Source organism: Haloarcula salina, assembly GCF_010119195.1.
GTDB lineage: Archaea > Halobacteriota > Halobacteria > Halobacteriales > Haloarculaceae > Haloarcula > Haloarcula salina.
This window is the reverse complement of the sequence record NZ_WRXL01000003.1, coordinates 183,394-210,013: the sequence shown is the minus strand read 5'-3', so window position 1 is coordinate 210,013 and position 26,620 is coordinate 183,394. Positions and strand designations below refer to the sequence as shown.

General features: G+C 68.2%; 23 protein-coding genes. 13 read left to right on the top strand and 10 right to left on the bottom strand.

What is annotated here, in order from left to right:
* Window positions 1-134 precede the first annotated feature (134 nt).
* The gene (locus GM656_RS09485) at window positions 135-4,685 is read left to right on the top strand and encodes a beta strand repeat-containing protein (protein ID WP_241692739.1); all 4,551 of its coding nucleotides are present in this window, start codon (window positions 135-137) and stop codon (window positions 4,683-4,685) included.
* A 41-nt stretch (window positions 4,686-4,726) separates the two neighbouring features.
* Window positions 4,727-5,521 carry a carboxypeptidase regulatory-like domain-containing protein gene (locus GM656_RS09480; RefSeq protein WP_162413426.1) on the top strand — a complete coding sequence of 265 codons (795 nt, stop codon included), beginning with the start codon at window positions 4,727-4,729 and terminating at the stop codon, window positions 5,519-5,521.
* Window positions 5,522-5,642: 121 nt separating this feature from the next.
* Here the strand turns inward: GM656_RS09480 and GM656_RS09475 are convergent, their stop codons facing one another.
* Window positions 5,643-7,682 carry a helix-hairpin-helix domain-containing protein gene (locus GM656_RS09475; RefSeq protein WP_162413425.1) on the bottom strand — a complete coding sequence of 680 codons (2,040 nt, stop codon included), beginning with the start codon at window positions 7,680-7,682 and terminating at the stop codon, window positions 5,643-5,645.
* A 107-nt stretch (window positions 7,683-7,789) separates the two neighbouring features.
* Between GM656_RS09475 and larE the strand changes: the two genes are divergently transcribed.
* On the top strand, window positions 7,790-8,662 hold the full coding sequence (larE, locus tag GM656_RS09470) for an ATP-dependent sacrificial sulfur transferase LarE (RefSeq protein WP_162413424.1): 873 nt from the start codon (window positions 7,790-7,792) through the stop codon (window positions 8,660-8,662).
* A 6-nt stretch (window positions 8,663-8,668) separates the two neighbouring features.
* Here the strand turns inward: larE and GM656_RS09465 are convergent, their stop codons facing one another.
* Together GM656_RS09465 and GM656_RS09460 are read right to left on the bottom strand one after the other, a co-directional pair.
* A complete protein-coding gene (locus GM656_RS09465; protein WP_162413423.1) occupies window positions 8,669-9,295 on the bottom strand; it encodes a histidine phosphatase family protein in 627 nt (208 codons plus the stop codon).
* A gap of 1 nt (window position 9,296) precedes the next feature.
* Window positions 9,297-10,973, bottom strand: coding sequence for a twin-arginine translocase subunit TatC (locus GM656_RS09460; RefSeq protein WP_162413422.1), 1,677 nt, complete (start codon window positions 10,971-10,973; stop codon window positions 9,297-9,299).
* A gap of 104 nt (window positions 10,974-11,077) precedes the next feature.
* On the opposite strand from GM656_RS09460, the gene GM656_RS09455 reads away from it, so the two are divergent.
* From GM656_RS09455 to GM656_RS09445, 3 genes are all read left to right on the top strand, one after another.
* Entirely contained in the window at window positions 11,078-13,288 is a 2,211-nt protein-coding gene (locus GM656_RS09455; protein ID WP_162413421.1) for a twin-arginine translocase subunit TatC, read from the top strand.
* A gap of 86 nt (window positions 13,289-13,374) precedes the next feature.
* On the top strand, window positions 13,375-13,551 hold the full coding sequence (locus GM656_RS09450; RefSeq protein ID WP_162413420.1) for a ribbon-helix-helix domain-containing protein: 177 nt from the start codon (window positions 13,375-13,377) through the stop codon (window positions 13,549-13,551).
* Complete coding sequence (locus GM656_RS09445) at window positions 13,541-14,233, top strand: queuosine precursor transporter (protein WP_162413419.1); 693 nt, start codon at window positions 13,541-13,543, stop codon at window positions 14,231-14,233. Before GM656_RS09450 ends, GM656_RS09445 begins: the two co-directional genes overlap by 11 nt.
* Before the next feature lies 1 nt (window position 14,234).
* On the opposite strand, the gene GM656_RS09440 is transcribed toward GM656_RS09445, so the two are convergent.
* Window positions 14,235-15,032 carry a 23S rRNA (uridine(2552)-2'-O)-methyltransferase gene (locus GM656_RS09440; RefSeq protein WP_162413418.1) on the bottom strand — a complete coding sequence of 266 codons (798 nt, stop codon included), beginning with the start codon at window positions 15,030-15,032 and terminating at the stop codon, window positions 14,235-14,237.
* 370 nt (window positions 15,033-15,402) lie between these two features.
* Here GM656_RS09440 and nirK point away from each other — a divergent pair, with 370 nt between their 5' ends.
* Window positions 15,403-16,488, top strand: coding sequence for a copper-containing nitrite reductase (gene nirK / locus GM656_RS09435; protein ID WP_162413417.1), 1,086 nt, complete (start codon window positions 15,403-15,405; stop codon window positions 16,486-16,488).
* 62 nt (window positions 16,489-16,550) lie between these two features.
* On the opposite strand, the gene GM656_RS09430 is transcribed toward nirK, so the two are convergent.
* Window positions 16,551-17,099: a PGF-CTERM sorting domain-containing protein gene (locus GM656_RS09430; protein WP_162413416.1), complete on the bottom strand. Its 549-nt coding sequence runs from the start codon at window positions 17,097-17,099 to the stop codon at window positions 16,551-16,553.
* A gap of 183 nt (window positions 17,100-17,282) precedes the next feature.
* Between GM656_RS09430 and GM656_RS09425 the strand changes: the two genes are divergently transcribed.
* Genes GM656_RS09425 through GM656_RS09415 form a run of 3 tightly spaced genes read left to right on the top strand, consistent with a single transcriptional unit; the run spans window position 17,283 to window position 19,577 of the window.
* Entirely contained in the window at window positions 17,283-18,026 is a 744-nt protein-coding gene (locus GM656_RS09425) for a DNA polymerase sliding clamp (RefSeq protein WP_162413790.1), read from the top strand.
* 6 nt (window positions 18,027-18,032) lie between these two features.
* Window positions 18,033-18,929, top strand: coding sequence for an alpha/beta fold hydrolase (locus tag GM656_RS09420; RefSeq protein WP_162413415.1), 897 nt, complete (start codon window positions 18,033-18,035; stop codon window positions 18,927-18,929).
* Window positions 18,930-18,965: 36 nt separating this feature from the next.
* Window positions 18,966-19,577, top strand: a complete 612-nt coding sequence (locus GM656_RS09415) for a DUF7139 domain-containing protein (protein WP_162413414.1) — start codon at window positions 18,966-18,968, stop codon at window positions 19,575-19,577.
* Between the two features lie 8 nt (window positions 19,578-19,585).
* On the opposite strand, the gene GM656_RS09410 is transcribed toward GM656_RS09415, so the two are convergent.
* A complete protein-coding gene (locus GM656_RS09410; protein ID WP_162413413.1) occupies window positions 19,586-20,557 on the bottom strand; it encodes a DUF4382 domain-containing protein in 972 nt (323 codons plus the stop codon).
* 249 nt (window positions 20,558-20,806) lie between these two features.
* Here GM656_RS09410 and hjc point away from each other — a divergent pair, with 249 nt between their 5' ends.
* Complete coding sequence (hjc, locus tag GM656_RS09405; protein ID WP_162413412.1) at window positions 20,807-21,325, top strand: Holliday junction resolvase Hjc; 519 nt, start codon at window positions 20,807-20,809, stop codon at window positions 21,323-21,325.
* Window positions 21,326-21,331: 6 nt separating this feature from the next.
* Here the strand turns inward: hjc and GM656_RS09400 are convergent, their stop codons facing one another.
* The gene (locus GM656_RS09400) at window positions 21,332-21,976 is read right to left on the bottom strand and encodes an SWIM zinc finger family protein (protein ID WP_162413411.1); all 645 of its coding nucleotides are present in this window, start codon (window positions 21,974-21,976) and stop codon (window positions 21,332-21,334) included.
* 134 nt (window positions 21,977-22,110) lie between these two features.
* On the opposite strand from GM656_RS09400, the gene GM656_RS09395 reads away from it, so the two are divergent.
* Entirely contained in the window at window positions 22,111-22,320 is a 210-nt protein-coding gene (locus GM656_RS09395) for a DUF7472 family protein (RefSeq protein ID WP_162413410.1), read from the top strand.
* Here GM656_RS09395 and priL read toward each other — a convergent pair.
* Complete coding sequence (gene priL, locus GM656_RS09390; RefSeq protein WP_162413409.1) at window positions 22,317-23,396, bottom strand: DNA primase regulatory subunit PriL; 1,080 nt, start codon at window positions 23,394-23,396, stop codon at window positions 22,317-22,319. The genes GM656_RS09395 and priL overlap by 4 nt on opposite strands.
* A 276-nt stretch (window positions 23,397-23,672) precedes the next feature.
* Here priL and GM656_RS19085 point away from each other — a divergent pair, with 276 nt between their 5' ends.
* Entirely contained in the window at window positions 23,673-23,825 is a 153-nt protein-coding gene (locus GM656_RS19085; protein ID WP_174242961.1) for a hypothetical protein, read from the top strand.
* Between the two features lie 413 nt (window positions 23,826-24,238).
* Here the strand turns inward: GM656_RS19085 and GM656_RS09385 are convergent, their stop codons facing one another.
* Both GM656_RS09385 and GM656_RS09380 read right to left on the bottom strand, forming a co-directional pair.
* Complete coding sequence (locus GM656_RS09385; protein WP_162413408.1) at window positions 24,239-25,516, bottom strand: adenosylhomocysteinase; 1,278 nt, start codon at window positions 25,514-25,516, stop codon at window positions 24,239-24,241.
* Window positions 25,517-25,560: 44 nt separating this feature from the next.
* Complete coding sequence (locus tag GM656_RS09380) at window positions 25,561-26,505, bottom strand: hypothetical protein (RefSeq protein ID WP_241692738.1); 945 nt, start codon at window positions 26,503-26,505, stop codon at window positions 25,561-25,563.
* Window positions 26,506-26,620 lie beyond the last annotated feature (115 nt).

Sequence of the window (26,620 nt, the reverse complement as noted above, 5' to 3'; positions counted from 1 at the left end):
CTGCTGACGCACAGACACCCGGTAACGACCTCACGTTCGCTATTGATAGCGACCAAAGCAACTCTATCGAATCCGGTGAACACATCGCGACCGTTACCACTGATGCCAACGGGGATGCCTCGACGACGTTCACGGTGAGCAACTACATCAGCAATGGTGAAGGTGACTACACGATTCACGTCATCGAGGAAGGTAACGGCGACGGAAACGACGACACGTCGTACGCTGTGTCCGATCCGTCCACATTCTACGATACGAGCGCAACGCTCACCGTGGACGACACAGCTCCGACGATTACCTCGTCCACGACAGCCGACAGCGACAACAACGGCAAGATTGACGCCATCGACCTGACGTTCTCTGAGGATGTCGAGAACGTCAACGCTGGCGACTACAGCGTCAACGGGTACACGATAGATAGCGTCGACGACGCTGGCGACCAGGACGCGAGTACGTACACGCTGAATCTGGTCGAATCCGGGAGTCTGGACACAGGCGTAACGCCGGAAGTGAGCTATACCCAGGGAACGACGGCCGACCTGGCTGGCAACCTCCTGGCTAACGGTGCGAAGAGTACGCCCGCTGACGGCGCGAACCCGGTCGTCAACACTGTGACGGTGACGCCGGACCCGGTCACCGACAGCGACACCGGAAGTTCCGTCTCCGTCGAGATCACGTTCAGTGAGTCGATGAGTTCGGTCGACACTGTCACGCTCAACAACCTACAGCAGGGTTCGGTCACCGTTTCCCAGGATTCGCTTGACAGCGATACGTGGACCGGGACCTCGGCGACGATCAACGACAACAACGAGGACGTGACCGGAACGGTCGATCTCGCGGGCGCGTCGGACGGTAGCAACGCCCTCTCCGGCGATACGTCCTTCGAGTTCACCGTCGACACCAAATCGCCGTCGGTGAGCACGAACTTCCCGAGTGACGGTGTCATCGGTGGCACCGTCGACGTGACGGGTCTGTTCTCCGACTCCGCTGCCGACGCCACGACGACCTACGAGTACAGCACTGACGGTGGCCAGAGCTACACGAAAATCTCCAGCCCCAAGCAGTGGGATTCGACTGCCGTCGCTGACGGCGACATCACGCTCAAGGCGACTGAAACCGACGACGTGGATAACTCCGACACCGCGTCGGGTACCATCACTGTCGACAATACGGCACCGGCCGACGTTTCCGTCGACAGCCCCACGAGCCTCGTCGTCACCAAGTCGACTGAGACTGTCGACGTGACCTACAGCTACACTGAGACGAACCCGTCCAGTGCGACGATCAAGCTCGTCAACAGTTCGACCGGCGACACGCTGACCTTCAACGTCGACGACAGCGGGTACGCGGGTGATAACTCTGACAACACCCGTACGCTCGACCTCGACACCGCCGACGGGACGACCGACGGCAACAACGCCGGTGGCGCGCTCGTCGACGGACAGAACTACACGGTCGAACTCTCTCTGACCGACGCTGGCGACAACGGCGGTTCGGCTTCGTCGCCGGCCAACATCGTCAGCGTTGACGACAGTTCGCCGTCCTCGGGCAGTGTCACGCCTGGTAGCGATGTCACTATCAGCGACCCGACTACCGAGACGCTGCAGGTCGGGTACGCTTACACGGAGAACTACCCGGACCTCGCTCAGATCAAACTCGTTGACACCGACGACGGCGGCACGTACACGTGGGACATTCAGGACAACGAGTACGTCGACGACGGCAGTACAAAGACCGTCACGCTCGATCTGACGGACTTCGACAGCAACAGTAAGGGTGCTGACGACACGCAGGTCGAAGACAGCACCTACCAGATCCAGGTGGTTGCAGAAGACCAGGCCGGCAACTCGGACACGTTCACCACGAGCAGTGACAACGTGCAGGTCGACTCGACCGCGCCGGCGTTCTCGGGCGACAGTCTCGACACGTCGAGCACGACACCGACCTTCACCATCGACATCAACGACGACCCGGCCGGCAGTGCGGTGGCCGGCGATACGACCGGTGTCGATTCGGCCTCGATCACGCTCACCGCGACGGTCGACGACGGTAAGGATACAGAAAAGGTTCTCCTCGACGGGGTCACCACCGACCACGCCGGCGTGTCCTGGGACGCGAACGCGAACACGCTCAGTGTCGACCCGGCTAGCGCTGGCATCTCTTACACCGAAGACAGCGACATCCGGTTCGACGTGAGCGCCGACGACACCGCCGGAAACTCCGGCTCCACCAACGTCGAGTACACGATCCGGTCGGCGACTCCGTCGATGACTACCGAGGCTGACGCCGGAGACGACACCGTGACGGTGACGTTCTCCGAGCCGGTCTCGGCGGCCGACGGCACGCTCAGCGCTGACGACTTCAGCTACCAGGATGTCAACAACGGTGGCGCGACCGCCATCGACGAGGTCGTCAGTACGACGCCCGCTCTCGACGAGGACGGCGACAACATCGCTAACGACGGCATCAAGAAGGCGACACTCCGTCTGGACGATGACATAGTCAGCAACGATCTCGACGCCGATCTCGTCGGTGCGCGGGAGAACGCTATCGAGGACTTCGACGACTCGGGAACGTACGTCGGTACTGCTGGCGTCGTGGTGCAGGACACCACCTCGCCGAGCACGCCGACTGTCTCCGACAACGTGATCAACAGCAACAACGCTGGCAGCTACACTGTCACCGTGAACCTCGGAGTTACCGAACCGGGTAGTGTCAAGGTTACACTGAACGACCCCGGTAGCTCTGACACGCGCACGAAGTCTGCGACCGTGGCTGCCGGTCAGTCCAGTGTCGATGTCGGTACCTTCGACACCAGTACGTTCGCTGACGGGCAGGTCACCGTCGACGTGACCCGAACTGACGCCGGCGGCAACACGGCGAGCAACTCGGTCACGGAGACCAAAGACACGGATGTCCCGTCGATCACCGCCGCCGAGGCCGATGCGGGAACGGACTTCGTGTACGTCAAGTTCGACGAAGACGTCACGAACACGCTCGGGAGCGACTTCGGCGTCACGGACGCTGACGGGAACACGATCACTGTTGACAATGTCTACGAAATCGACAACGGTGACACTGTCACGTATCGACTGACCGTTGGCAGCGACCTGACGGCCGCTGACATCGGTGACGCTACCGTGAGTGCCCCCGGCGTTACCGACAACGCCGGCAACAGCGTCGATAACACTGTAACCGTCGAAGACGACGACACCATCCAGTTCACCGGCGTCGAAGCGGAGGCGAACTCCACGACGGTCACCGTCGACTTCGACGAGGCGGCCTACGCGAACGCCGACGCGACTGGTGACCTGACCGCATCGAACTTCGCCTACACCGACGCGAACAGCGGTGGTGCGTCTGCCATCGTCAGTGTCGATCACACTGCCGGTGACACGACTGCCACCATCACGCTTGATGCCGATGTCGCCAGCGGCGACCTCGGTAGCGACGAAATCGGCGTCAGCGCTGACGCCGTCTACGACTCCGAAGGCAACGGCGTCGCTGAGACCTCCTACGTTCTCGGTGACAGCGTCGCCCCCTCGGTCACGATGACTGTCGAGCGTGGCGACTCCGACTCTGTGCTCGACATCACTGTCGACTCCAGCGAACAGCTTGACAGCCTGAGTGTCGACATCACGACGGATGAGACGACGGCACCGGCCGGCGTCTTCCCGTCGCTCACCGACGAGTCCGACACGACGCTCACGCTCGCGGAGAACTTCAGTGCGACCCAGAACGAGGACGGCTCGTTCACCTACACAGGGACGTACGATGCACCACGTGACGGTCAGTACGACCTCTTTGCGACCGGATCGGATGCCGCCGGTAACACCGGTTCCGACTTCGTGAACAACGAGGAGGTTGACGAATCGGCACCGCAGATCACCGACGCGTACATCACGGACGCGGACGGTGGTAGCACAACGATTGCTGTCGCGTTCGACGAGCCGGTCGACGCAACGGGCACGGTCGACTTCACTGTCGGCGGGTCCGACGCTACCATCGTGAGCGAGACCGACGGCGACAACGTCGTCGAAATCAGCGCTCCGGCGAACTTCCAGACTGGCGACAGTCCCGAAGTGAGCTACGATTCGGGAGTCCTCGTGGAGGCGGCCGGCAGTGACTCGTCCGAAGGCACTGCGGCCGTTCACACGCTCAAGCTCGACCTCAGCGCTGGCCAGAACTTCGTCTCTATCCCCGCCGCTTCCGGCACGCTCAGCGCGAGCACGCTGGTCGACGAGATCGGCGCGGACAAGGTGGACAACATCATGACGTACGACCAGGGCACCTGGAAGACCTACAACCCGGACAAGTCCGACAGCAAGCAGGACTTCTCCGAGATCGAGGGCGGCCAGGGCTACATCGTCACGCTCAATTCCGGCGCCGTTGCTGATGTCAACGTCAACAACGTCGCGACCGGCGGCTCCGCCGCAGAGGCGACGCCCGGCCAGCAGTCCCTCACCGAGGGATGGAATCTGGTCGGACACTGGCAGGAAGGCGCACAGCCCCACGGAACGGCGCTCGGCACGGTTAACTCCGTGAGCGGCGCCACCCCGATCTACGGTCAGCAGGGTACTGGCTTCCAGTACCAGACCGTGACTGGCGACTTCGAGCCGGGCAACGCGTACTGGGTCTTCGTGGAGAACGACGAAGTCTACACGGAAGCACAGTACGGTAGCTGAGCGGCGCGATCTCAACTTCCCAATTTTTAGGAGTGCAATACATGACACAGAATACACGGACTAGTCGTGGCTTGCGGTGTCTGGTCGTCGCGTTCGTCGTCCTGACGGCGCTCGCGCCAGCGACCGCTGCCGCGGTTCCGAGCCCGCCCCACGAAGTGTTCGGAACCGTGACTGACCAGAACGGGGATGTCGTCGAGGGTGAGACGGTCACCGTCGAAGACCCCGCTGGGAACAGCTACACGGCAACGACGGACAGCGACGGATACTACGAGATCGAGTTCCCCGCGTCAGAGGGAGACGACGGCGAGACGCTGACGATATCGGTACAGAGCAAGTCGTCGACGACGCCCTACGAGAGCGGGGCGTCACAGGAGTTCGACTTCACCATCACGGTGTCGTCTGGCGGTAACGACGGCGACGGTAGTGATGGCAGTGATGGCAGCGACGGTAGTGACGGCGGCGACGGTAGTGATAGCGGCGACGGCGGCGCTGGCGGTGCTGGCGGCGGTGGCGGCGGTGGCGGCGGTGGCAGCGACGAGGCCACCACCGAGACCACGACCGACGATGCCGACGCTGGCGATGGCGATGACGAAACCGAGACTGCGACTGAGACGGCCACGCCCGTCGATACCGACCAGACCGAAACGCAAACGGCAGTCGAAACGACCGCGGGTGACGACGGTGATGGTCCTGATAGCGGTGACGACGAGACCGAATCCGAAACCGGATCGCCAACCGAGCCCACGACGAGCGGTAGCGGCCCCGGGTTCACGGTCGTAGCCGGGCTGATCGCCGTTCTGTCCGCTGCAGTGTTCTCACGGCGACACGCCGCGTAATCGTAACACCACGATTTCCCCGTTTTTTTGTGACCTCGTCACTGTGAGTGGGAACGCCCGCTCGTGGTGACCTAGGGAACGAAGTCAGTGTGGGGTCCCCGAGACGGGTCATTGGCTCCCGCTACTCGAACTTCGAGAGCAGGTCGCCGTAGAAGCCGTCGTCTCCTCCGTCGTCGGCCAGCTTCTCGACGATGAGCTCCGGCGTGGAGCGGGCGAGCTTGCCCTTGACCGGCGAGCGGTTCACCCGCAGTTCGCCATCGACCAGTCCCTCCGCCTCGATGCCGTCGATAGCGAGGTCGGCGTCGGCCGCCTCGCGGATGTCCTCGGCGAGGTGGGAGACGAAGACGGCCGTCGCCTCGCGCTCGGTCAGCGATTCGAGGATGCCGGCGACGATGGTCGCCGCCGCGCCGGGCTCCGTGATGGACTCGAGTTCGTCGACGAGCACCAGCACCGGTCGCTCGGCGCTCACGTCGCTGCTCGCGGGTGCCCCGCTCGCTGCGTCCGAGGTCGATCGACGGTCGATCTCGCTCACCAGGTCCCCGAACTCCCGGAGCGTCGCCTCGAACGCGCCGGCGTCGAGCGTCCCCTGCGTCTTGGCGTGGTAGTGCAGCTCCGAGACGCGGCCGACCCGGGCGGCGTCCGCGGGAACGGGCAGGCCCATGTGCGCGAGCGTCGTCACCAGCGCGACGAGGTCGAGCGTGGAGGTCTTCCCGCCGCTGTTGACCCCCGAGAGGACCGTCACCCCGTCGACGGCGTAGTCGACCGGCTCGACGGCCTCGAAGGGCACGTCCAGCAGGGGCGAGCGCCCGCCCTCGATTTCGAACCCCCCGTCGTCGGTCAGCTCCGGCATCGTACACTCGAAGTCGGCGGCGAAGCGGGCCACAGCGAGCTCCACGTCGAGTTCGAGCGCCGCGTCCACGAGCGTCTCCGCGTCGGCGCGCATCTCGGCGAGGTCGTCCGCCAGGCCCCGCTTTCGCCGGGTCGCGCGCCGGTCGCGCGCCGCGGTCAGCTCCTCGCGGAGTCGTCCGACGACGCCCTCGTCGCGCTCGACCGGGTACGTGGGTTCGTCGGGGAACGCCCGCCGCGCCGTCGCCTCGGTGTCGCGCAGTTCGAGCGCGTCCACGAGGCGGTCGCGGGCCTTCTCGACGGCGGCGGCGTACTCGTCGGCGAGTTCGCGCTGCAAGAGCGAGTCGACGCCCGCCCCGCGCTCGACCAGCGACAGCAAGTCCGTCCCCTCGATGGTCACGTCCTGCTCTTCGATGGCCTCCCGGAGGTGGTCGTTGGCGGCGCTCTCGGCGGTCGAGACGGCGGCGTCGAGGTCGTCGACCGCGGTGGCGAGGCGGTCCAGTTCGTCGTCGCCGCGGACGCCCCCGTCGTCGTCGAGCTGGTCGAGCGCCGACAGCAGCGCGTCGAGGTCACAGGGCGCGTCGAGGCCGGCGACGCGGTGGACCTCGGCCGCGGCCCGGATCCGGTCGCGGTTGCGCGCGAAGAAGGTCAGCACGCGCTCGGGGACGACGGACGCCGGCTCCGACAGCGCGTCTGGCTCGACGCGCACGTCGCCGTCCACGTCGACGCCGGCGAAGGCCTCGTCCAGCGCGACGACGGTCGAGTACGAGCGGGCGAGTTCGGCCAGCTGACGGGCGTCGTCGACGACCTCGACGCTCACCTCGGGGACGGCCGCCTGCGCGTCGGCGTAGCGCTCTGCGTCCCGCGTCGCCAGACACCGGTCGCGGACGCGCACGTCGCCGGGTTCGGCGAGCGGCTCGACGGACTCCAGCGCCTCGGCGACGGCCGCGTCGGGCTCGCGCTCCATCGCCGCCTCGGCGAACGCCCGGACCTCCTCGATGCGGCTCCGGACGCCGCTCGGGTAGATCGTCTCCAGGCGCTTGGCGGCGTAGTCGGTGACCGTCCGTTCGGTGAGCAGGCCGAGCGCGGCCTCGTGAATCTCTCTCGCCCGGGTCGTCGCGGCGAACCCGCCCGGGTCGTCGTGCTCGGCGCGGATCGCGCCCCGGGCGATGCGGGCCGCCCGCCCCTCGCTGACCCCCGGTGCGCGAGCGAGCGAGGCCACGTCGCCGTCGCGCAGCGCCGCTTCCGGGTCGTCCAGTTCCCGGAGCGCCGCGGCCGTCTTCGCCCCGACGCCCGGGACCGATTCGAGCTCCATCTGCCCGCTCATTCGACGCCAGCGAGAAAAAACCCGTCGCCGCCGCAGCCGTCGCCGTGGAGCCGGAACGCGAAGGCGTTTTTGCCGTCCACCGAGAAGGAGAGTCCATGTCTGCTGTCGCGGAGAAGCTGGCGGCCGCTCGCGAGGACCTCGAATCGCGCGACGGCGTGCTCATCGCCTTCTCCGGCGGTGTGGACTCGAGCGTCGTCGCCGCGCTGGCCCAGGACGCCCTCGGCGACGACGCCGTCGCCTGCACCGCCAAGTCCGAGACGCTGCCCGCCGCCGAACTGGAGGACGCCACCCGGGTCGCCGAGGAGATCGGCATCCGCCACGAGATCGTGGAGTTCTCCGAGCTCAGTAGCGACGAGTTCATGCAGAACGACGACATGCGCTGTTATCACTGCCGGTCGATGCGCCTGGGTGCGATGTACGACCGCGCCCGAGAACTCGGCATCGACGTGGTCTGCGACGGCACGAACGCCTCCGACGTGGGCGAGGGCCACCGGCCCGGCCTGCGCGCCGTGGAGGAACTGGACGCCTACTCGCCGCTCTTGGAACACGACATCGACAAGGAGGAGGTCCGCGAGATCGCCCGCGAGTACGACCTCTCGGTCGCCGACAAGCCCTCGATGGCCTGCCTCTCCTCGCGCATCCCGACCGGCCTCGAAGTGACCGAGGAACGCCTCTCGCGGGTCGAGAAGGCCGAGCGCCTCCTGCGGACCTGGGGCTTCGAGCAGTTCCGGGTGCGCGACCACGACGGCCTCGCCCGAATCGAGGTCGGCGAGGCGGAACTCGAGACCGCGCTGGACCCCGACTTCGTCCGGGCCGCCCGCGACCACGTCGAGGACTGCGGCTTCGACCACGTGACGCTCGACCTCCACGGCTACCAGACCGGAAGCGTCAGCCCGGAAGAGGAGGGACAGGCCGAGGAGGACGTGGTCAGCGACGTGTTCGACGCCGAGTACCCCTCGGTCGACTGACGGCGCTCACTCCAGCAGGTCGCGCCAGCCGGTCAGTTCCTCGCCGACCAGTTCCGGGCCGCCGTCGAGGCGAATCTCGTTGACGGCGCAGTTATCCTGTGAGCCCTCGGCCAGCGCCGCGTCCGGGTCGCGGTCGGTGAGCTTCCCCAGCAGCACCTTGATGACGCCGCCGTGGGTCACGACCAGCGTCGTCTCGCCCCCGCCGGTGGTCGAAATCGACCGCTCCCACGCCCGCTCGATCCGCCCGCGGAACGCCCGGACGCTCTCGCCGTTCTCCGGGTCGGCGTCGAGCGAGATGACGCTCGCCTCGGGGTCGTGGTCGGGGAACTCGCCGAGCAACTCCTCGGCGAACAGGCCCTGAAGGGTCCCGAAGCCGCGCTCGCGCCAGTCGGCGTCGTAGCTCGGGTCGGGCAGCCCGTCGGCCGCACCGCGGGCCTCGGCGGCCGTGTCGCGGGTGCGGGCGAGGTCGGAGGCGAGGACGCGGTCCACGTCGTAGCGGTCGTCGAGCCACGCTCCGAGCGCCGCGGCCTGTCGGCGGCCGTCGTCCGTCAGCCGGCTGGGGGCCCAGCCCTGGACGCGCCCGTCGCGGTTCCACGTCGTCTCGCCGTGCCGGGCGACGAGCAGGGTCCCCACGTCACGCCTCCGCGGCCCGTCGCCGCATGGCGAAGATGCTGACCTCGTAGAGCGCGATGAGCGCGGCGGCGACGGCGACGGCGGCCGTCCGGCCGAGGCTGAACTGGTTCACCAGGCGGAACAGCGTCGGATCCGGGCTGCCGAGGTAGCCGACGACGATGGCGACGCCCCACACGGGCAGGCGGGCCCGGCGGAAGCCCCGCCAGAGCCGCACGGAGCCGTAGTAGTTCTTGTTGAGGTACGCCAGCGCCTCGAACAGGACGATCATGCCGCCGCCGACCAGCATCGGCGTGGCGTTCCCGAGGCCGACCGCCGCGAGCGTCTCGGTGACGGCGGCGGGGAGTTGCTCGTAGTAGCCCGTCGGGACCGGCGCGGGGCTGAGGACGTAGCCGGCGAGGGCGAACGCCAGCCACGCGATCGGGCGGCGGGCGGCGAGGTCGTCGGCGGTCGGCACGGGCGAACTGCTCCCGGTCCAGCGCAGGAGGAGGAGCGTCCCCTCGAACAGGCCGATCATCGTCACCGCGACCATGAGCGGGGCCATTCCGGTCGGGTCCGGGCTGAACAGGAACGCCACCGCGGCGAACCCGCCCCAGAAGTACAGCCGCCGCTGCTTGAGCCACTGACGGGTCGTCACGCCCATCATCACCGCGAGCATCACGAACAGCGGGATCTGGAAGATGAGCGCGAACAGGCCGAGCATCAGGATGATGAGGTTGAACGTCTCGCTCAGGCCGAAGGCGAGGTCCGCCGCGCGGTCGGAGTACGTGATGAAGTAGTCGAACATCGCCCGCAGGACGGCGAAGTACGCGAACCCGACGCCGACGGCCGCGAGCACGAGGCTGGTCGGGACGGCCGCGAGGTAGTAGCGCCGCTCGCGGGGGTACAGCCCCGGTCGCATGAACAGGTACGTCTGGTAGACGAACACGGGCAGAGCCGCGATGAAGCCCACCAGCGAGGCGACTTTCAGCCGCGCGAGGATGAGCGCGAGCGGGTTGTAGACGTGCGGACAGTCCGCTCCCGCGACGGTACTGCCCTCGACGTCCGTCACGACCTGCCCGCAGGCCTCCGCCGGGCCGTCGAGGAACGAGTACCACAGGAAGTTGATGAGTTCGTCGGAGTAGGGGAGCGCGATGACGGCGACGACGGCCATCACGCCGACGACGACGAACAGCCGCATCGCCATCTCCTCGACGTGGTCGGCCAGCGGCATCTCCTCGTCGTCCGGCGCGCCCTCGTGGACGGTCTCGTCGGAGCCGTAGCCCGACGACGCGCCAGTCGGCGCTCCCGACGCCGTGGCGGTGCTCGCTGAGGCGGCCGGCGTCGCGCCCCAGTCGCTCGGCACGTCGGCGGGCACCGCGGCCTCGATCTCCGCCGGGTCGCGGTCGAACAGGCCGGCCCGCGTCGACGGCGGGAGCGCGTGCGAACCGACAGTGCCCTCGTTCCCGCCGGCCGGGGTCGATCCCGGACCGGACGCATCGCTCTCACCGTCGCGTTCGGCGTCGGCGGCGGCGACGGGGTCCGTGACGGGGGCGTCGTCCTCGGTCGCGTCGGACCCCGCGTCGCCGTCGGCCGCCTCGCTCCAGTCCGGGCGGTCGGTCGCCCCGCCGCGTTCGTCGTCGGACGGTCGCACCGACTCTCCGGGGCCCCGACGCTCGCCGTCTGCGTCACCGTCCTCCATCTGGGCGCGATTTAGACGGTGGTAGTTGTAAACTTTCTTTTCGCGAGGTGGGTGTCGATTCGATGAATAAATTGATAACGCCCACTGGGCTAGGCACAGGAAAGATGGCGAGTGCTATCGACGAGGACACCGTCCAGACCGTTCAGAGCGGGCGCGCCACGCTCGGTGCGATGCTCCGCTCGGCCCAGGTCCACCTCCAGAAGGTGTTCATCGTCTTCGTCGTCGGCATGATGGGAACTATCCTGGCGCTGCAGTACGGCGTCTGGGACCGGCTCAAGGCCGACCTCCTGTACTCGCAGATGGACCTCACGACCCAGGAGGCCACGAGCGTCGTCGCGGTCACGCCCTTCGACGTAATTCTCTTGCAGGTGAAGATCGGTGCCGTCGTCGGCATCCTCATGGCCCTGCCGTTGCTGATCTACTTCGGCCGCGACGGCCTCCGACAGCGCGGCTGGTGGCCCGCCCAGCACGTCCCCGTCTGGAAGGGCGCGCTGTTCGTCACGATCAGTCTGAGCCTGTTCGTCGGCGGCGTCGCCTACGCCTACGAGCTGTTCTTCCCGCTGATGTTCAACTTCCTGGCCGGCGACGCCTACGCCGCCGGGTTCACGCCGCAGTACTCCATCGTCAAGTGGTTCCAGTTCGTCTTCCTGCTGGCCGTCTCCTTCGGGCTCGCCGCCCAGTTGCCGCTCGTGATGACGGTGCTCTCCTATACGGAGATCGTCCCCTACGAGACGTTCCGCGACAAGTGGCGCTACGCGGTGCTCGGAATCTTCGCCTTCGGCGCGCTGTTCTCGCCGCCGGACCCCTTCACCCAGATCATGTGGGCCGCGCCGCTGTGTGGGCTCTACGGCCTCAGCCTCGCGCTGTCGAAGCTCGCCGTCCTCATCAGGCGCTCCGGCGACCTGGTGAGCACGCCGGCGGTCGCCCGCCGGCACTGGAACACGATCCTCGGCGGAGCCGTCGTCAGCGGCGGCGCGGTGTACTACCTGCTCGCGACGCCGGCGTTCCAGTACGTCCGGGCCTTCGGCGCCTGGTTCCCGTCGGACCGACTCACCGGCGATATCCAACCGCCGGCGCTGTTCGGGCTTCCGGTCGAGACGACGGCGATCATCGTCGCCGCCGCGGTCGGCCTTCTGGGGGCCGTCGCGGTGCTGTACTACCACGTCCTGGGCGCGCTGGCCGAGCACAGCCCGGGCAGCGCCGTCGGCGACCCGTCGGCCATCGACGTCGGCGAACTCGACGCCGCGGCCGTCGAGGTCGCCCCGCCCGAGGTGTTCGAGGAGATGGCCGAACACGAGGCGCTGGCCCACGCCGACACCGCCCTCGCGAACGACGACCGCGAGAAGGCAAAGGCCGTCCTCGACCGCTGGGACATGGTCCACGAGGACGACGTGGACGCCGACGAGGTGCCGGCCGACGACGGCGCGGCCGACGGCGAGGGCGCGGCGGCGGACGACGAGGACGAGGGCGGACTGTTCACCTCCACTGCCGCCGGCATGGCCGACGCCTTCACCGAGGACGAGACCACCGAGGACGACATCGGCGGCTACTACTACGACATCCAGTTCATCCTCAGCGCGCTGGCCTCGCGGGCGTTCGTCATCCTCGGCATCTTCGGCTTCGTCCTCGCCGCCGGCTTCATCTTCCTCTACCAGGGCGGCATCGGCCGCATCCAGCGGACGTTCGTCAGCCGGCTGCCGCCGGAGATGGCCGCCGACGTGAGCATCGTCACGCTCCACCCCGTCGAGCACCTGGTGTTCATCGTCAAGTTCTCGACCATCCTCGGCGCGGTGTCGGTCATCCCGGTCGTGCTGTACTTCGCCTGGCCGGCCCTGCGCGAGCGCGGCTTCGTCGTCGGGAACCGGAACATCCTCGGAGTCTGGGGCGGCACGCTGTTCCTCGCGCTCATCGGCGGGAGCCTGCTCGGCTTCCTCTACGTCGCGCCGATGACCATCTCGGCCATCGCCTACGACCAGCTGAACTCCAACATGGTCATCGCCTACCGGGTGAGCAAGTTCGGCTGGCTCGTGTTCTTCCTCACCATCGGCATCGGCCTGCTGGCCGAGATTCCGGTGACGATGTTCCTGTTCCACCGCGCCGGCATCATCCCCTTCCGCCTGATGTACGAGCGCTGGCGCGAGGTCGTCATCGCCATCGTCGCGCTCTCGGCCATCCTCTCGCCGAGCGGCATCTTCACCATGTTCATCGTCGGCATCCCGACGGCGCTTTCGTACCTGCTCGGCCTGGGCATCCTCTGGGTGTACACGCTCGGCGGTCGACGCACGTCGGATCGCCGGAGCGAACCGGCCGACTGAGCGGTCCGCGCGCCGCTCGGAGCGACGCTACTGCCGCCCGCCGACGAATCCCGACGTATATTACCCGAGTATTCGTAGGCGCATACATGCCCAAGATCAGCGTCGAAGTGCCCGAAGAACTCCTCACTGACCTCGACGCGCACGTCGGCGAGGACGGGAAGTTCGTCAACCGCAGCGAAGCGATCCGCGCCTCCATCAGGAAGACCCTCGACCTGTTGGACGAGATCGACGAACGCCAGGGCCGCCTCGACGATGAGCAGTGACCGCTCGGAGGCCGTGCGCGTCGGCCTCGTCGCCCTGTTCGTGACGGCGCTGGTCACCTCGCAGCTGACGGCTTCGAAGCTGCTCGCGTTCTCGCTGCCCGTTTCGCTGCCCCTCGCCGGCGATATGCTCGTTCTGCCGGGGGCGGCGCTGGCGTACGCGCTGACGTTCTTCGCGTCGGACTGCTACGCCGAACTGTACGGCCGCCGGGCCGCCACCGTCGTGGTCAACGTCGGCTTCGCGATGAACTTCGTCCTGCTGGCGCTCGTCTGGAGCACCATCCTCGCGCCCGGCCTGCCGGGCCAGCCGGTCGACCCCGCCGCGTTCCGGAACGTCCTCGGGGCCAGCACGGCCATCGTCGTCGGGAGCCTCTCGGCCTACGTCGTCAGCCAGAACTGGGACGTGTTCGTGTTCCACTGGCTCCGCGAGCGGACCGACGGCGAGATGCTGTGGCTCCGCAACGTCGGCTCGACGGCCACCAGCCAGCTCGTCGACACCGTCATCTTCGTCGGCGTCGGCTTCGTCCTCCTTCAGGGACTCCCTCTCGGCGAGGCGCTGGCGCTGATCGTCGGTCAGTACGTCCTGAAGCTCGCCATCGCCCTGCTCGATACGCCGTTCGTCTACGCGGTCGTCGGCTTCGCCCGCCGGAACGGCCACGCGCCGGCCGCGCCCAGCGCCGAGTGACTCACTCGACCGGCTCGGCGAACGCGTAGCGCGGCTTCACGTCGTCGACCCGCACGTCGACCGTCTCGCCCGCCTCGACGCCGCTGACGAACACGGTGAAGTTCTCCACCTTGGCGATGCCGTCGCCTTCCTCGCCGATGTCTTCGATGGTGACCTCGACGACGTCGCCCTCGCGGACCGGCGCGGTCAGGCGGTGTTTCGCGACGAGATACAGCTCCGAGGAGGAGTCCCGCGAGGCGTCGGGGCGGACCTCGCGGACGTACTCGAACTCCGGTTCGATGTCGGCGATGAGGTCGTCCAGGTCCTGCCCGTCGAACACCTTCGCACAGAAGTCCCCGCCGGCGTCGAGCAGGTCCGTCGCCACCTCGAAGGCCTGCCGGACGAGGTGGACCGAGCGGGCGTGGTCCAGGTCGTACTGGCCCGTCATGTTCGGGGCCATGTCCGAGAGGACCACGTCGACCGGGCCGCCCTCGCCCTCGCCCTCGCTCTCGCCGACGACCTCGCGGACCTCGGCCTTCGTGCTGTCGTCGGTCATGTCGCCGCGGACGTACTCGACGGTCGGTTCCGGGTCGGACAGATCGTCGATGCGCTGGCGGTCGACGCCGACGACGGTGCCCCGCTCGCCGACGCGCTCGGCAGCGACCTGCAGCCAGCCGCCGGGCGCGGCCCCGAGGTCGACGACCGTTCGCCCCTCGCCGAGCAGGCCCGCGGTCTCGTCCAGTTGCTTGAGCTTGTACGCGGAGCGGGCGCGGTACCCCTCCTGTTTGGCCCGGTTGTAGTAGTCGTCTTTGCCGGCCATCGCTACGGTGTCACTCCTCGGTCGGTCGGCCGTCCGTCCCTCGTGGGATGCGCGCTCGATTCGGTCATACGTCACTGCACGCCGCGAGCGGCAAAATGGCTGACGCACTGCCGCGGCGTCTGTGAGGGCGCGACACTCGGTGGCCACGGCACCGCGCGCCACCGGTCGGTGGCCGACACGGCGTGCCTCCGCGGCGGTGTCGAACCGATCCGGTTCGCCCCAGCGACGCTGGCGAGCGTTCGTTTATACTGTCGGCCCGAACACGTTCACCGCGGTTCCTGTGGAACGAGAACGGCTACCACGGCCTGAGAACCCCCGTCGCAGTATATTGCCGTCTGATTCCGACTTGGACCTGTAGGGAGTCACACCAATGTCAACCATTCCGACGGCGACCCGGCGACGGGTGCTAGAGGCCCTGGGTGTCGGCACGGCCGCGCTCGCGGGCTGTGCCGGCGCACCGGGTGCGCAAGAGGAGCCGACCGATGCCAGAACGACCCCACAGGAGCCAGCCATGAACGCCGCCCAACAGACCGACGTGGACCGCATCGCCGCCGACCCGACCGCCATCCCGGACCCCATTGCCCGCTCGCAGCCCAAGACGGTGTCCGTCGAGATGACGACCAAAGAGCAGGTCGCCGAGATCGAGCCCGGCGTCACGTACACGTACATGACCTTCGACGACCAGATTCCCGGGCCGATGATCCGGGTCCGCCGGGGCGACACCGTCGAACTCACCATCACCAACCAGGAGGGCAACTCGATGCCCCACAACATCGACCTTCACGCCGTCCGCGGCCCCGGCGGCGGGGCGGAGGCGTCGATGGTCACGCCCGGCCAGACCAAGACCTTCCGGTTCAAGGCGACCTACCCCGGCGCGTTCATCTACCACTGCGCGGTCCCGAACCTCGACATGCACATCTCCTCGGGGATGTTCGGGATGATCCTCGTCGAGCCGAAGGAGGGGCTGCCCGAGGTGGACCACGAGTTCTACTTCGGCCAGCACGAGCTGTACACCACCGGCGCCGCCGGCGAGAAGGGCCACCACGACTTCGACATGGAGGCGATGGCGGCCGAAGACCCCACGTACGTCCTGATGAACGGCGAGAAGTACGCTATCACGCCGAGCGTCCACGGCGCGCCGACCATGCAGATCGGCGAGAACGCGCGGGTGTACTTCGTCGTCGGCGGGCCGAACCTCGATTCGAGCTTCCACCCCATCGGTTCCGTCTGGGACGAGGTGTGGCAGCAGGGCTCCATCGCCGGCCCGCCGAACAAGTACGTCCAGACCACCCCGGTCAAGCCCGGCTCCTGTGCCATCGCGACGATGCACGCCGAGGTCCCCGGTCCCGTCAAACTGGTCGACCACGCGCTCTCCCGGGTCGCTCGCAAGGGCATGATGGCCGTCATCAACCGCGAGGGCGCGGCGAACCCCGACGTGTTCCAGCCCGAGGCCTGAGCGCCGTCGAGACGCCGCCAGTCGCCCTTCCCGACCGCTATCACGCCGCTCCGTGTCGGGTTTCAGCGCCGATCTCTGAGCGCGCCCCAGCCGACGAGCGCGGCGAGCGCTCCGACGACGCCGAATCCCGGCCCGCTCGCCGAGCTCCCGTCGGCCGCCGCGGTGTCGATGTCACCGCTGAGGGCGGCCTCGAGCCGGTCGGAGCCGAGTCGTTCCAGCCGGACGCCGACGTACCCGTCGGTACACCGCTCCTGGGAGTTGATGACGAAGAGACTCCCAGGCGGAATCTCCGTCGTGTCCGGGGCGTATATCGTCCGCTCGTACTCGGCGTACTCTGGGTCCGCCCGATCGACGAGCGTCACGTCGTACGCGACCGTGTCGGCGTCCCAGTCGGCGAACGAACAGTCGGTCGCGACCTGCGCCTCTGTCGGGCTGGTCGAGTCGCCGACGTGGACGAAGAAGCCGGTCATGTCGTTCTCCGTCTCGTCGCCGTCGGTGATGACCGCCCTAGTAGTCGTTCGTGCGCGGACGTCTCGCGATCCCAGCACGGCACAGCCGAGCGCCGCGCCGGCCCCGCTGAGGACCGCCCGCCGCGAGTGCGAGTCTGCCACCACGCCGGGCAGTATCACTTCTCTCAGCGTGTCACTTCTCCCTGCGCCTGCAAGCACGCCGGGCGGTGAGTCGCCGGGCCGTCGGTCGCGCGTCGTCGCCGCCGGGAGCCCCCGCAGACCGCCCGCGCGCACGCGGATTCAATGAGGGACTTTTTAATGGATGGGGGCGTAGCCCGGTTCAAGATGTTCAACGCCATCGTGAGCGCAGACACGCTCAAGGCGGCTCTCGACTCCGTGAGCGTGCTGGTGGACGAGTGCAAGATCCACCTCGAAGAAGACGGGCTGGAAATCCGAGCGGTCGATCCGGCGAACGTCGGCATGGTCGATCTGCGGCTCGACGCGGCGGCGTTCGAGTCCTACGAGACCGACGGCGGCCTCATCGGCGTCAATCTCTCTCGCCTCGAAGACATCGCCGGCATGGCCGACGCCGGCCAGCTCGTCCACCTCGACCTGGACGAGAAGACGCGCAAACTCCACATCTCTATCGACGGTCTCGAATACACGCTCGCCCTCATCGACCCCGACTCTATCCGCCAGGAGCCCGACCTCCCGGACCTGGACCTCTCCGCGAACATCGTCATCGAGGGCCGCGACATCGACCGCGCCGTCACCGCGGCGGACATGGTCAGCGACCACATCGCGCTGGGCGTCGACGCCACCGAGGAACTGTTCTACGTCGACGCCGAGGGCGACACCGACGACGTGCACCTCGAACTCACCCGCGACGACCTCATCGACCTCACGCCCGGCGACGCCCACTCGCTGTTCTCGCTCGACTACCTGAAGAACATGAACAAGGCCATCCCGAAGGACGCCGAGGTCGAGATGGAACTGGGCGAGGAGTTCCCCGTCAAGATGCACTTCAACTTCGCCGAGGGCCAGGGCCGCGTCACCTACATGCTCGCGCCCCGCATCCAGAGCGAGTAGCCACCCATGCGGTCCCCGCCGCAGGTCCCGGCCGTCGACTGGCGGCCGACTGACGCCGACACCGCCGCGCTCTCGCTCCCCGACGACCGCCGACTGGCATACGCCACCTACGGCGACCCCGACGGCGACCCGGTGCTGTTCTGCCACGGGACGCCCGGCTCTCACGTCGTCGCGCGTCTCCTCGACACGCCGGCCCGCGAGCGCGGCGTCCGGCTCATCGCCCCCGACAGACCGGGCATCGGCGGTTCGACGGACGCCCCCGTCGGACTGGACGACTGGCCCGCCGACGCCGCGGCACTCCTGTCCCACCTCGGCGTCGAGTCAGCGGCCGCGGTCGGCTTCTCCGGCGGCGGGCCGTTCGCGCTCGCCTGTCACCGTCTGCCGGAGATCGAGCGCATCGCCCTCGTCGGCTCCAGCGGCCCGCCCGAGATCGGTTCGACGGGCCGCGTCCAGCAGTTCGTCGGGACGCTGTCCCGGCACGCACCGTGGGCGCTCGGGCGGCTCTTTCGCCTCCAGCGGTGGGTCGCCCTCCGCCGGGGCCCGTCCTACGCCGTCGACTTCGTCGCCGACGAGACGCCCGAGACGGACGCGCTGAGCGCCGACGAGGTGGCCCGAATCGTCCGGGCGGACATGCTGACCGCGATGGCGCGCGGGCCGAGCGCCGTCGTCCGCGAGCAGCGCCTCCTCTCGGAGCCGTGGCCGTTCGACCTCGCGGACGTGTCGGTCCCCGTCGCGGTGTATCAGGGCCGCGACGACGCCAACGTCTCGCCGTCGACCGGCCGGGCGCTCGCCGACCGCCTCCCGCGGGCCTCGCTCGAACTGGTCGACGCCGACCACCTCGGGACGTTGACGGCCGCCGGCGACGACGCGCTCGCGGCCGTCCGTCGTCGCACGCGCGTCTGACGTATCGTTTTGTGCGTCGCCGCCTAACGGGCCGGTATGGAGAACCTGGGGGACGCGTACACGAGCCGGCGCTGGGAGGGCCGCGACCCGCGCCGCGTCGTCGCCGGCGCGACCCTGGGCGTTCTCGGCGCGCTGGCCGTCGTCGCCGCGATCTTGCTCGTCACGACGCCGCTGTCGGCGTTCCTCGGCGCGACCGCCCCCCACGCCGCGGAGAAACTCGGCGGCACGCTCGGCGGCCTCGGCATCCCCGCGATGCTCCTGAGCGTCGTCGCCGTCCTCCCGTCGAGCCGGCGCGAGCAGGTCGGCGTCGGCGCCGGGGCCGCGCTCTGTCTCGTCGGCATCGTCCTGTTTCAGGTCGCCTACCCCTACAACTGGACGGTCGGCGGACAGACGTTCGCGTTCGAGACGACGATGGCGTACTTCCTCGGATCCTGCGTCGCGTTCTGGTTCGTGTTCACCGCGATGGCGAGCTTCCGCCGTCGGAACGACCCGCACGGGACCGTCAAGCTCGAAATCGCACACAAGGGCGAGACGAAGACGGTGCAGGTCTCGCCCGAGGAGTACCGGCGCTACACGCGCGCGGTCCGGGGCGACGGCGGGACCACCGATCAGGTCGTCCGAGAACTCGAGTCCCGACTGGAAGACTGAGCGGGCGGCTACTGGCCGTTCTGGCCGCCGTTCCCGGTGGCCGTCCGGGTACCGCTCTGGCCCGTACCGCTCTCCGCCGCCGATTCGCTCTCCGATTCCTGTTCCGTCGCGTCTTCTTCCGCTGTTTCGGCCGTTGCGGTCTCCGACGCTGCCGCGCCGGACTCGCCGTCGCCGACTTCCTCGACGGTCACGTCCTCGCCGGCCACGCCGCTCTCGGAGATGACCGGGAGGAGGTTGTAGCCGCCGTTGCCCTTCTTCACGACGTTGATGTCGAAGACGAACGAGACGGACTCGTCGGCGACGACCTCGAACGGCTTGGTGAGCTGGAGCTTCCCGCTCGGAAGCTTCACGTCGACAGCCTCGCCGTCGACGATGCCCTCGACGGACGCGGCGTACAGTTCGATCTTGCTGTAGCGACCCGCGGATAGCTCGCCGTCGAGGACGCCGATAGCCTTCTCTCCGACGACCTCGGTGAGGTCGACGGTCGCGCCGCCGAGGTCGCGCACGACGAAGCCGCCGTCGTCGCCATCTTCGGATTCCGGCGTCTCGGTCGGTTCGGGTGTTTCGGACGGTTCGGGCGTCTCTGTGGCCGCCGCGTCGGTCGACTCGTGAGTCCCGGTTTCGGTCGCTGTCTCCGTCTCACTCGTCGCGTCGGCGGTTCCGGCCTGCGTTTCCGTCTCCGTCGCGTCGGCTTCGTCGGTCGCCGTCGCCCCGTCGCCGGCCCGGAAGATCCGCGTCTTCGAGAAGGAGACGTTCAGCGAGTCGAAGTCGCCGATGGCGGCCGGGCGGTCGCTGATGAGCAGGCGGAACGAGCCGACGGCGTCGCTGGACGTGGTTTCGGCCTCGTCCGTCGCGGTCCCGTCGCCGCTCGTGCCGTCGCCGCCGGCCTCGCCGGCCCCGTCGGTGTTCGACCCGCTACAGCCCGCGAGCAGGCCGACCCCGACGCCGACGCTCGACGCGAGGAACCGTCGCCGTCTCATCGGTCCCGCTCCTCCGCGGTGATACTCGCCGTCCGATACTGTCCGGTCGTGTCAGCTGTGCTGTCGACTGCCGTCGGGCGCTCACTGCGGCCCGACGAGACTGCGTTGACCCAATCCATGCCGTTGGTCGGGAGGGTATCGAGGGGGATATGCTCCGCGATAGGTCAAACGGCGTTCGTCCTCTCTGAACGGTTTGAACGGTCCTGTCGTATCTGAACGGTTTTACCGCCGACGGTCCACGTGCTGATAATGGCAAACTCGAACGCGAAGGGCGACCGCCGCGAGCGCGAACTGGTCAACGCCCTCGACGAGGCGGGGTTCGCGGTGATGCGCGCGCCCGCCAGCGGCAGCGCCACCGAGCGCGAACTGCCGGACGTGCTGACCGGCGACGGCGAGACGTTCTACGCCATCGAGGCGAAGTCCAGCGCCGGCGACCCCATCTATCTCACCGGCGAGGAGGTCGAGGCGCTGCTGTTCTTCGCGCGGAACTTCGGGGCGAAACCGCGTATCGCCGTCCGCTTCGACCGCGAGGACTGGTACTTCTTCCACCCCGGCGACCTCCACACGACCGACGGCGGGAACTACCGCGTCAAGAAGGAGACGGCCATCGCCGACGGGACGGACTTCGAGGAGTTCGTCGGCCACTCGCAGAAGGTCACGCTGGACGAGGTGGCCGACGACGGTCCCGACCAGGGCGTGCTGGACGTGCTGTCGGCGTTCGAGCGCGGCGACCTCTCGAAGGAGGAGGCCGCCGCCATGCTGGACTAGCGGGCCTCAGCCGTCGACGGTATCGACCAGGCGCTCGTCGGTCCGCTCCAGCCGCGAGCGCGGGAAGGCGTACCGGCGCGGGTCGTCAGCGCGAACGGCGTCCGAGAGGTACGCCGCCTCCACGACGAAGTCGTCCGCGGGATAGCCGTCGTTGGTATCGTAGGCAGCGACCGTCTCGCCGGTGGCCTCGACGACGCGCTCGCTGGCGCGCTCGTCGGTCACGCGAACGACGACGAGCCTGTCGCCCGTCTCGCGGTCCCGAGCGACGTCGCCCGGCGTCAGTCGGCACCGCTCGCAGAGATGGGGCGTGGGGGCGTCCTCAGCGACGAACGTGACCGTCCCGCAGGCGTCGCAGGTCGCCCGCTGCTTGCCCGGCGGCGCGACCCGCCGGGCGGTGATCTCGATGGCCACGCGCCGCAGGTGCTTGCAGCGCTCGCCGCGGATGCGGTTGTCGGGGCAGGAACAGGACCGCCGTTTCACGTCGACGAGGTACGTGTGGCCGCTCTCGGTGGTGACGGCGTACGTGCTCCCCTCGCGCGGACTGACGGCCATGCGCTCGGTCCAGGCGCGCGCGGCGCGGTCGGGGAGGGCGTGGAGGTCCGGTGCGAGTGCAGTGCGATCTCTGTCCGCTGTTGGTTCGATGAGCGTCATAGGCGCGGACACGGCTGTGTTTCGGTGTGTGTCCAGTCGAAACGTAGGTGCTCCACGGAAGTAAATCGCTCGGCGAGCCGCCTTCGCCCGCGCGCTTCGATACCCTTTTTGCCGGCCCTGCGGAAGCGCGCCACATGGATATCGAGCGGGAGACGGTCCTGCAAATCGTGATCTCGGCGATCGCCGTGGTGATCTTCGTCGCCGCGGCCGCGTTCGTCTCGCAGACCTACATGGTCGACACCAGCATCGGTCCCACCGGCGGCGTCGCGCTCGTGGGCGTCATCGGGCTGTTCATCGTCGTGATGACCGTCGCCGGCCTCTGGCTGGAGCGCCAGCAGTTCTAGGCGTCGGCCTCGTCTTCGCTCTCCCCGTCCTCGCGCCAGTCGACCAGTTCGTCTTCTTCGGCGTCGTCTAGCTTCTGTTCGTAGTAGCCCATCGGGTGGGAAATCGTCTCGCAGAGGTCGTCCTTGTTGACGCAGTCGCCGTACGACTGCATCGTCGAACACGCCGGCGTCGAGTACTCCGTCGGGCTCGTCTCCCCGCGGATGTGGTCGACCTGGTAGCGGGTCGCCTCCTCGCCGAAGCCGGGGTTGACCTGGAACAGGTCGACGATTTCGTCGGTCGTCATGCCGATGCCGGTGAGGAACGCGGCGATGGCGAACCGGGAGTGGTGTTCGAGGTGTTCGCCCTTCTGGACTTGGTCGAGGAGCGCCTTCATGCAGGGCGGGAACAGGTCCGGGACGACGGTGTCGATCTCCCGCGTCAGGTCGAGGTCGGAGAGGATTTCCTGAAGATACTCGACTTCTTCCTCCAGTTCCGCGGCGATGGCGTCGGGCACGTCGAAGGGCAGTCCCTCGGTCACGCGGTGGCGGATGGCCTGCTTCAGCAGGACGTTCAGTTCCTCGGCTGTGACCCGGACCCACCCGTCTGCGAGCGCCCGGTTGACCAGCCGCCAGGCGTCGCCGCGCTGGTCGGCCGCCAGGTCGAGGTACGCCCCCACTTCGACGCGGAAGCCGTCGCCAGCCTCCCGGACCGCGCTCGCGAGGTCGAACTCCGCGAGCAGTTCGTCGCGGTCCAGTCGGGCGCTCTGGGTCGATTTCAGCTCCGTCGTCGTCGCGAACTCCTCGGTGAAGCGCTCGTAGGCCGTCGCGGCCTCCGCCTGCGCGTATCGGCGGGTGCAGATGTGCACGTCGACGAGCGACACCAGGACGCGCGCGACGGGGTAGGACAGCAGTTCCACGCGGGTCCGGCGGTGGGGCTCGCCGATGGTCCCGTCGGTGATGGCCGACTCGACGCGCTCCAGCGCCCGCGTCGTGACCGCCTCGTTCGTCGCGACCACCTCACCGAGGTCCACCGCTGCCGCCTCGACGGCCGCCCGAGACTGCTCTAAAAACGGATAGCGCGCGTGCAGCGGTTCCATTGCCAGCACCTTTCGGACGGGGGCGAATAAAATTGCCGTCACCGAACGACCCGTCGCGAGCGGCGGTCGCGCCCCGCCGGAGCCGGCCGCGACGCCAGCGACTGTCCCGGACCTCTCAGGCAGGGCTATACACGTAGCGTCGTCGGGCGCCCGACCCAATACAGCTAGCGGACAAGCGGATACCCGTCACCCCTCTCTATCGACGTGTGGTAAGGACGAGAGGGGTGGTGGTTGGGACGCCGCCCCTCGACGGGTAACTGCCCCACACAGGCACACATGACGCACCAACACGACACCGATTCACGGTCTGGCATCCGAGCGACCTTCGAAGAGTACGACGTTGGCGAGAGCACGGTCGCCCACATCGGCGACCCCGAGAACCGGTCGGCCTGGATCCAGTCGACTGTCTCCGTCGACGTGCGGCGATAACGGCCGTCCGCTCACCGACACTACGGAGCCCTCACACCGCTTCGGCCCTTCTCGCTTCGCTCTCTGCGGTCTGCGGTCCTTTTCTCGCTCTCTCACGCGCTTGGCTCGCGGCTCCGCCGCTCGACGTTTCAGTGATTCTCGCTCCGCTCGAACCACTCTACGCCTCGCGGGTCGTTCCTCCCCGCTCGGGCATTCGAGGCCTCCCTCTGGTCGGCCTCGCTATTGCTCGCGGTTCCCTTCGGTCACCGCTCGACTGAGAAGTGGTCTTCGCTGCACTCAGACCACTCTACGTCCTCAACGGCTCACTCCACTCGCCGTTTCGGTCGGAGGTTCTTCGCTACGCTCAGAACCTCCCTACGTCTCACGGCTTCGCCGCTCGACTATACGGCGGTCCTCGCTACGCTCGGACCGCCCTACGTCCCGTGCTGCCAGGAATCCATATACTCGGCCTGGGTGTCGGTCAGGGCGTCGAACGCGACTCCCTCGGCGTCCAGTTTGATCTCGGCGACCTCCTTGTCCAGTTCGTCCGGGACGGCGTGGACGCCGGCGTCGTAGTCGTCGCCGTTCTCGACCAGTTCCCGGACGCAGACGGCTTGCACGCCGAAGCTCTGGTCCATGACCTCGACCGGGTGGCCCAGCGCGATGGGGGTCGCGAGGTTGACGAGTCGGCCCTCGGCGAGGACGTTCAGCCGGCGGCCGTCGGCCATCTCGTAGGTCTGGACGCCGTCGCGGCCCTCGTAGGTGTCGCTGGCGAGGTCCGACAGCGCGTCGAGATCGATCTCCACGTCGAAGTGCCCGGCGTTGGCGAGCAGGACGCCGTCCTGCATGGCCTCGAAGTGCTCCTCGACGATCACGTCGCGGTTGCCCGTCGTCGTGATGAACACGTCGCCCTCGGCGGCGGCCTCGGCCATCGGCATGACGTCGTAGCCCTCCATGTGGGCTTCGAGCGCGCGGCGGGGCTCGACTTCCGTGACGACCACGTCTGCGTTCTGGCCGGCGGCCTTCTTCGCGACGCCCTTGCCGCAGTAACCGTAGCCCGCGACGACGACGGTCTTGCCGGCCCACGAGAGGTTCGTCGTCATGGCGATCGAGGCCAGCGAGGACTCGCCGGTGCCGTGGACGTTGTCGAACAGGCGCTTCATCGGCGTGTCGTTGACGGCGAACACCGGGTACTTCAGTTCGCCGTCCTCGTCCATGGCGCGCAGGCGGTGGACGCCGGTGGTGGTCTCCTCGGCCCCGCCGACGATGGTGTCGATGAGTTCGGGGTAGTCCTCGTGGATGGCCGCGACGAGGTCCATGCCGTCGTCGACGGTGATTGTCGGCTCGTGGTCGATCACGGCCTCGATGGCGTCGTAGTACGCCTCGTCGTCGACGCCGCGCTCGGCGTAGGAGGTGACGCCGTCGACGGCGTCGAGCGCGGCGCTCACGTCGTCGTGCGTCGAGAGGGGGTTACAGCCGGTGATGGCGACCTCCGCGCCGCCGACGGCGAGAATCTCGGCCAGCACGGCGGTCTTCGCTTCGACGTGCATCGCCATCCCGATGCGCTCGTCGGCGAACGGCTGGTCCGCTTCGAAGCGCTCGCGGAGCGCACCGCAGATCGGCATGTGCTGGATTGCCCAGTCCATCTTCTTGCGGCCCGACTCGCGGGCCGCGTCGGCGTCGTCGAGACGCTCAGAGATAGGGGACGTCATGCCCGAACAGTAGCATAGATGTCGTAAAGTCCTACCGAAGCCGCTCAGTTGCCGCGGTCGCTCGGCGGGCCGTTGCCGCCACCGTTTCCACCGGCGTTGCCGCTGCCGCCACCGTTCCCGCCGCCGTTGCCGTTCTCACTGCTGGACCCGTCGTTCCCGCGCTCGTCCGACGCGTCGTCATCGTCCGCTTCAGCTTCGGTCTCTTCCTCGGTCTCCGTCTCCTCGTCCGTCTCGCCGTCCGGGCCGCGGTCCTCGGGCGGGCCGCGCCGGTCGCGCTCCTCGGTCTCGTTGTCGCCTTCGGTGTCGTCGTCAGCCGCGTTCGGGCCGCGGTCTTCCGGCGGGCCGCGGCGCGTGTCGTCGGTCTCGTTGTCGCCGTCGTCACCGAAGATGTCGGCCGGCGGGCCGCGGCGTTCGCTTGGATTGGTCGCGTTCTCGCTCTCGTCCGTCGCGTGCGCCGGCGGGCCGGCGTGGTCCGGCGCGTTGCCGGGGTTGTTCGCGGTGACGAAGCCGGCGACGGCCGGCCCGATGCCGCCCGTTCGGTTCTCGTCGCCGAGCAGGTTTGAGACGAACGCCGACACTTCGAGTCCGAAGGTCGCGAACTCCGTCTCGTTCGTCGCGTTCGCGGGTGCGACCGTCAGGTCGGCCGTCGTCGCGGTGGTCCGGTTGTCGGCGGTCGCGGTCACCTCGACGGTGACGTTCCGCTCGGGCGCGGGCAGCCCGACCGTGCCGTTCTCGCCGGTCGTGTAGTCGCCCGTTCCGGCGTAGGACGCGTTGTCGACCGCCTCGACGGCGACCGAGGCGTTCGCGACGCCCGTCTCGTTCGCCGTGACCGATACCGTCGCGCTCCCGTCGTCGGCCTGGGTGACGCCGACCGCGAGCGCGTTCCCCGCGGTGTTTCCGGCCGTGTCGGCACCGGCGACGAGTCCCGGGCCGGCGGCCAGTGCGACCAGTCCGACGGCGGCGTACAGGGCAAACAGTTTCGTGCGCATCGTACCCTGTACGTTCCCCGAGACGGCGATAAACACCCCCTCTCGTTCAACTCGTTCACCCCGTTCGAGGCGACGCTGAGACCGTCCGAGAACGGCCCATACCGTTTATGCGCTG

Excerpts from the sequence above, each read along its gene's own strand:
- GM656_RS09445 (WP_162413419.1), top strand. The coding sequence starts at position 13,541 with ATGAGCAGTGACCGCTCGGAGGCCGTGCGCGTCGGCCTCGTCGCCCTG.
- GM656_RS09475 (WP_162413425.1), bottom strand. The coding sequence starts at position 7,682 with ATGGAGCTCGAATCGGTCCCGGGCGTCGGGGCGAAGACGGCCGCGGCG.
- GM656_RS09385 (WP_162413408.1), bottom strand. The coding sequence starts at position 25,516 with ATGACGTCCCCTATCTCTGAGCGTCTCGACGACGCCGACGCGGCCCGC.
- GM656_RS09410 (WP_162413413.1), bottom strand. The coding sequence starts at position 20,557 with ATGAGACGGCGACGGTTCCTCGCGTCGAGCGTCGGCGTCGGGGTCGGC.
- hjc (WP_162413412.1), top strand. The coding sequence starts at position 20,807 with ATGGCAAACTCGAACGCGAAGGGCGACCGCCGCGAGCGCGAACTGGTC.
- GM656_RS09420 (WP_162413415.1), top strand. The coding sequence starts at position 18,033 with ATGCGGTCCCCGCCGCAGGTCCCGGCCGTCGACTGGCGGCCGACTGAC.
- GM656_RS19085 (WP_174242961.1), top strand. The coding sequence starts at position 23,673 with ATGACGCACCAACACGACACCGATTCACGGTCTGGCATCCGAGCGACC.
- nirK (WP_162413417.1), top strand. The coding sequence starts at position 15,403 with ATGTCAACCATTCCGACGGCGACCCGGCGACGGGTGCTAGAGGCCCTG.
- priL (WP_162413409.1), bottom strand. The coding sequence starts at position 23,396 with ATGGAACCGCTGCACGCGCGCTATCCGTTTTTAGAGCAGTCTCGGGCG.
- GM656_RS09395 (WP_162413410.1), top strand. The coding sequence starts at position 22,111 with ATGGATATCGAGCGGGAGACGGTCCTGCAAATCGTGATCTCGGCGATC.
- GM656_RS09480 (WP_162413426.1), top strand. The coding sequence starts at position 4,727 with ATGACACAGAATACACGGACTAGTCGTGGCTTGCGGTGTCTGGTCGTC.
- GM656_RS09380 (WP_241692738.1), bottom strand. The coding sequence starts at position 26,505 with ATGCGCACGAAACTGTTTGCCCTGTACGCCGCCGTCGGACTGGTCGCA.
- larE (WP_162413424.1), top strand. The coding sequence starts at position 7,790 with ATGTCTGCTGTCGCGGAGAAGCTGGCGGCCGCTCGCGAGGACCTCGAA.
- GM656_RS09425 (WP_162413790.1), top strand. The coding sequence starts at position 17,283 with ATGTTCAACGCCATCGTGAGCGCAGACACGCTCAAGGCGGCTCTCGAC.
- GM656_RS09440 (WP_162413418.1), bottom strand. The coding sequence starts at position 15,032 with ATGGCCGGCAAAGACGACTACTACAACCGGGCCAAACAGGAGGGGTAC.
- GM656_RS09400 (WP_162413411.1), bottom strand. The coding sequence starts at position 21,976 with ATGACGCTCATCGAACCAACAGCGGACAGAGATCGCACTGCACTCGCA.
- GM656_RS09460 (WP_162413422.1), bottom strand. The coding sequence starts at position 10,973 with ATGGAGGACGGTGACGCAGACGGCGAGCGTCGGGGCCCCGGAGAGTCG.
- GM656_RS09415 (WP_162413414.1), top strand. The coding sequence starts at position 18,966 with ATGGAGAACCTGGGGGACGCGTACACGAGCCGGCGCTGGGAGGGCCGC.
- GM656_RS09455 (WP_162413421.1), top strand. The coding sequence starts at position 11,078 with ATGGCGAGTGCTATCGACGAGGACACCGTCCAGACCGTTCAGAGCGGG.
- GM656_RS09450 (WP_162413420.1), top strand. The coding sequence starts at position 13,375 with ATGCCCAAGATCAGCGTCGAAGTGCCCGAAGAACTCCTCACTGACCTC.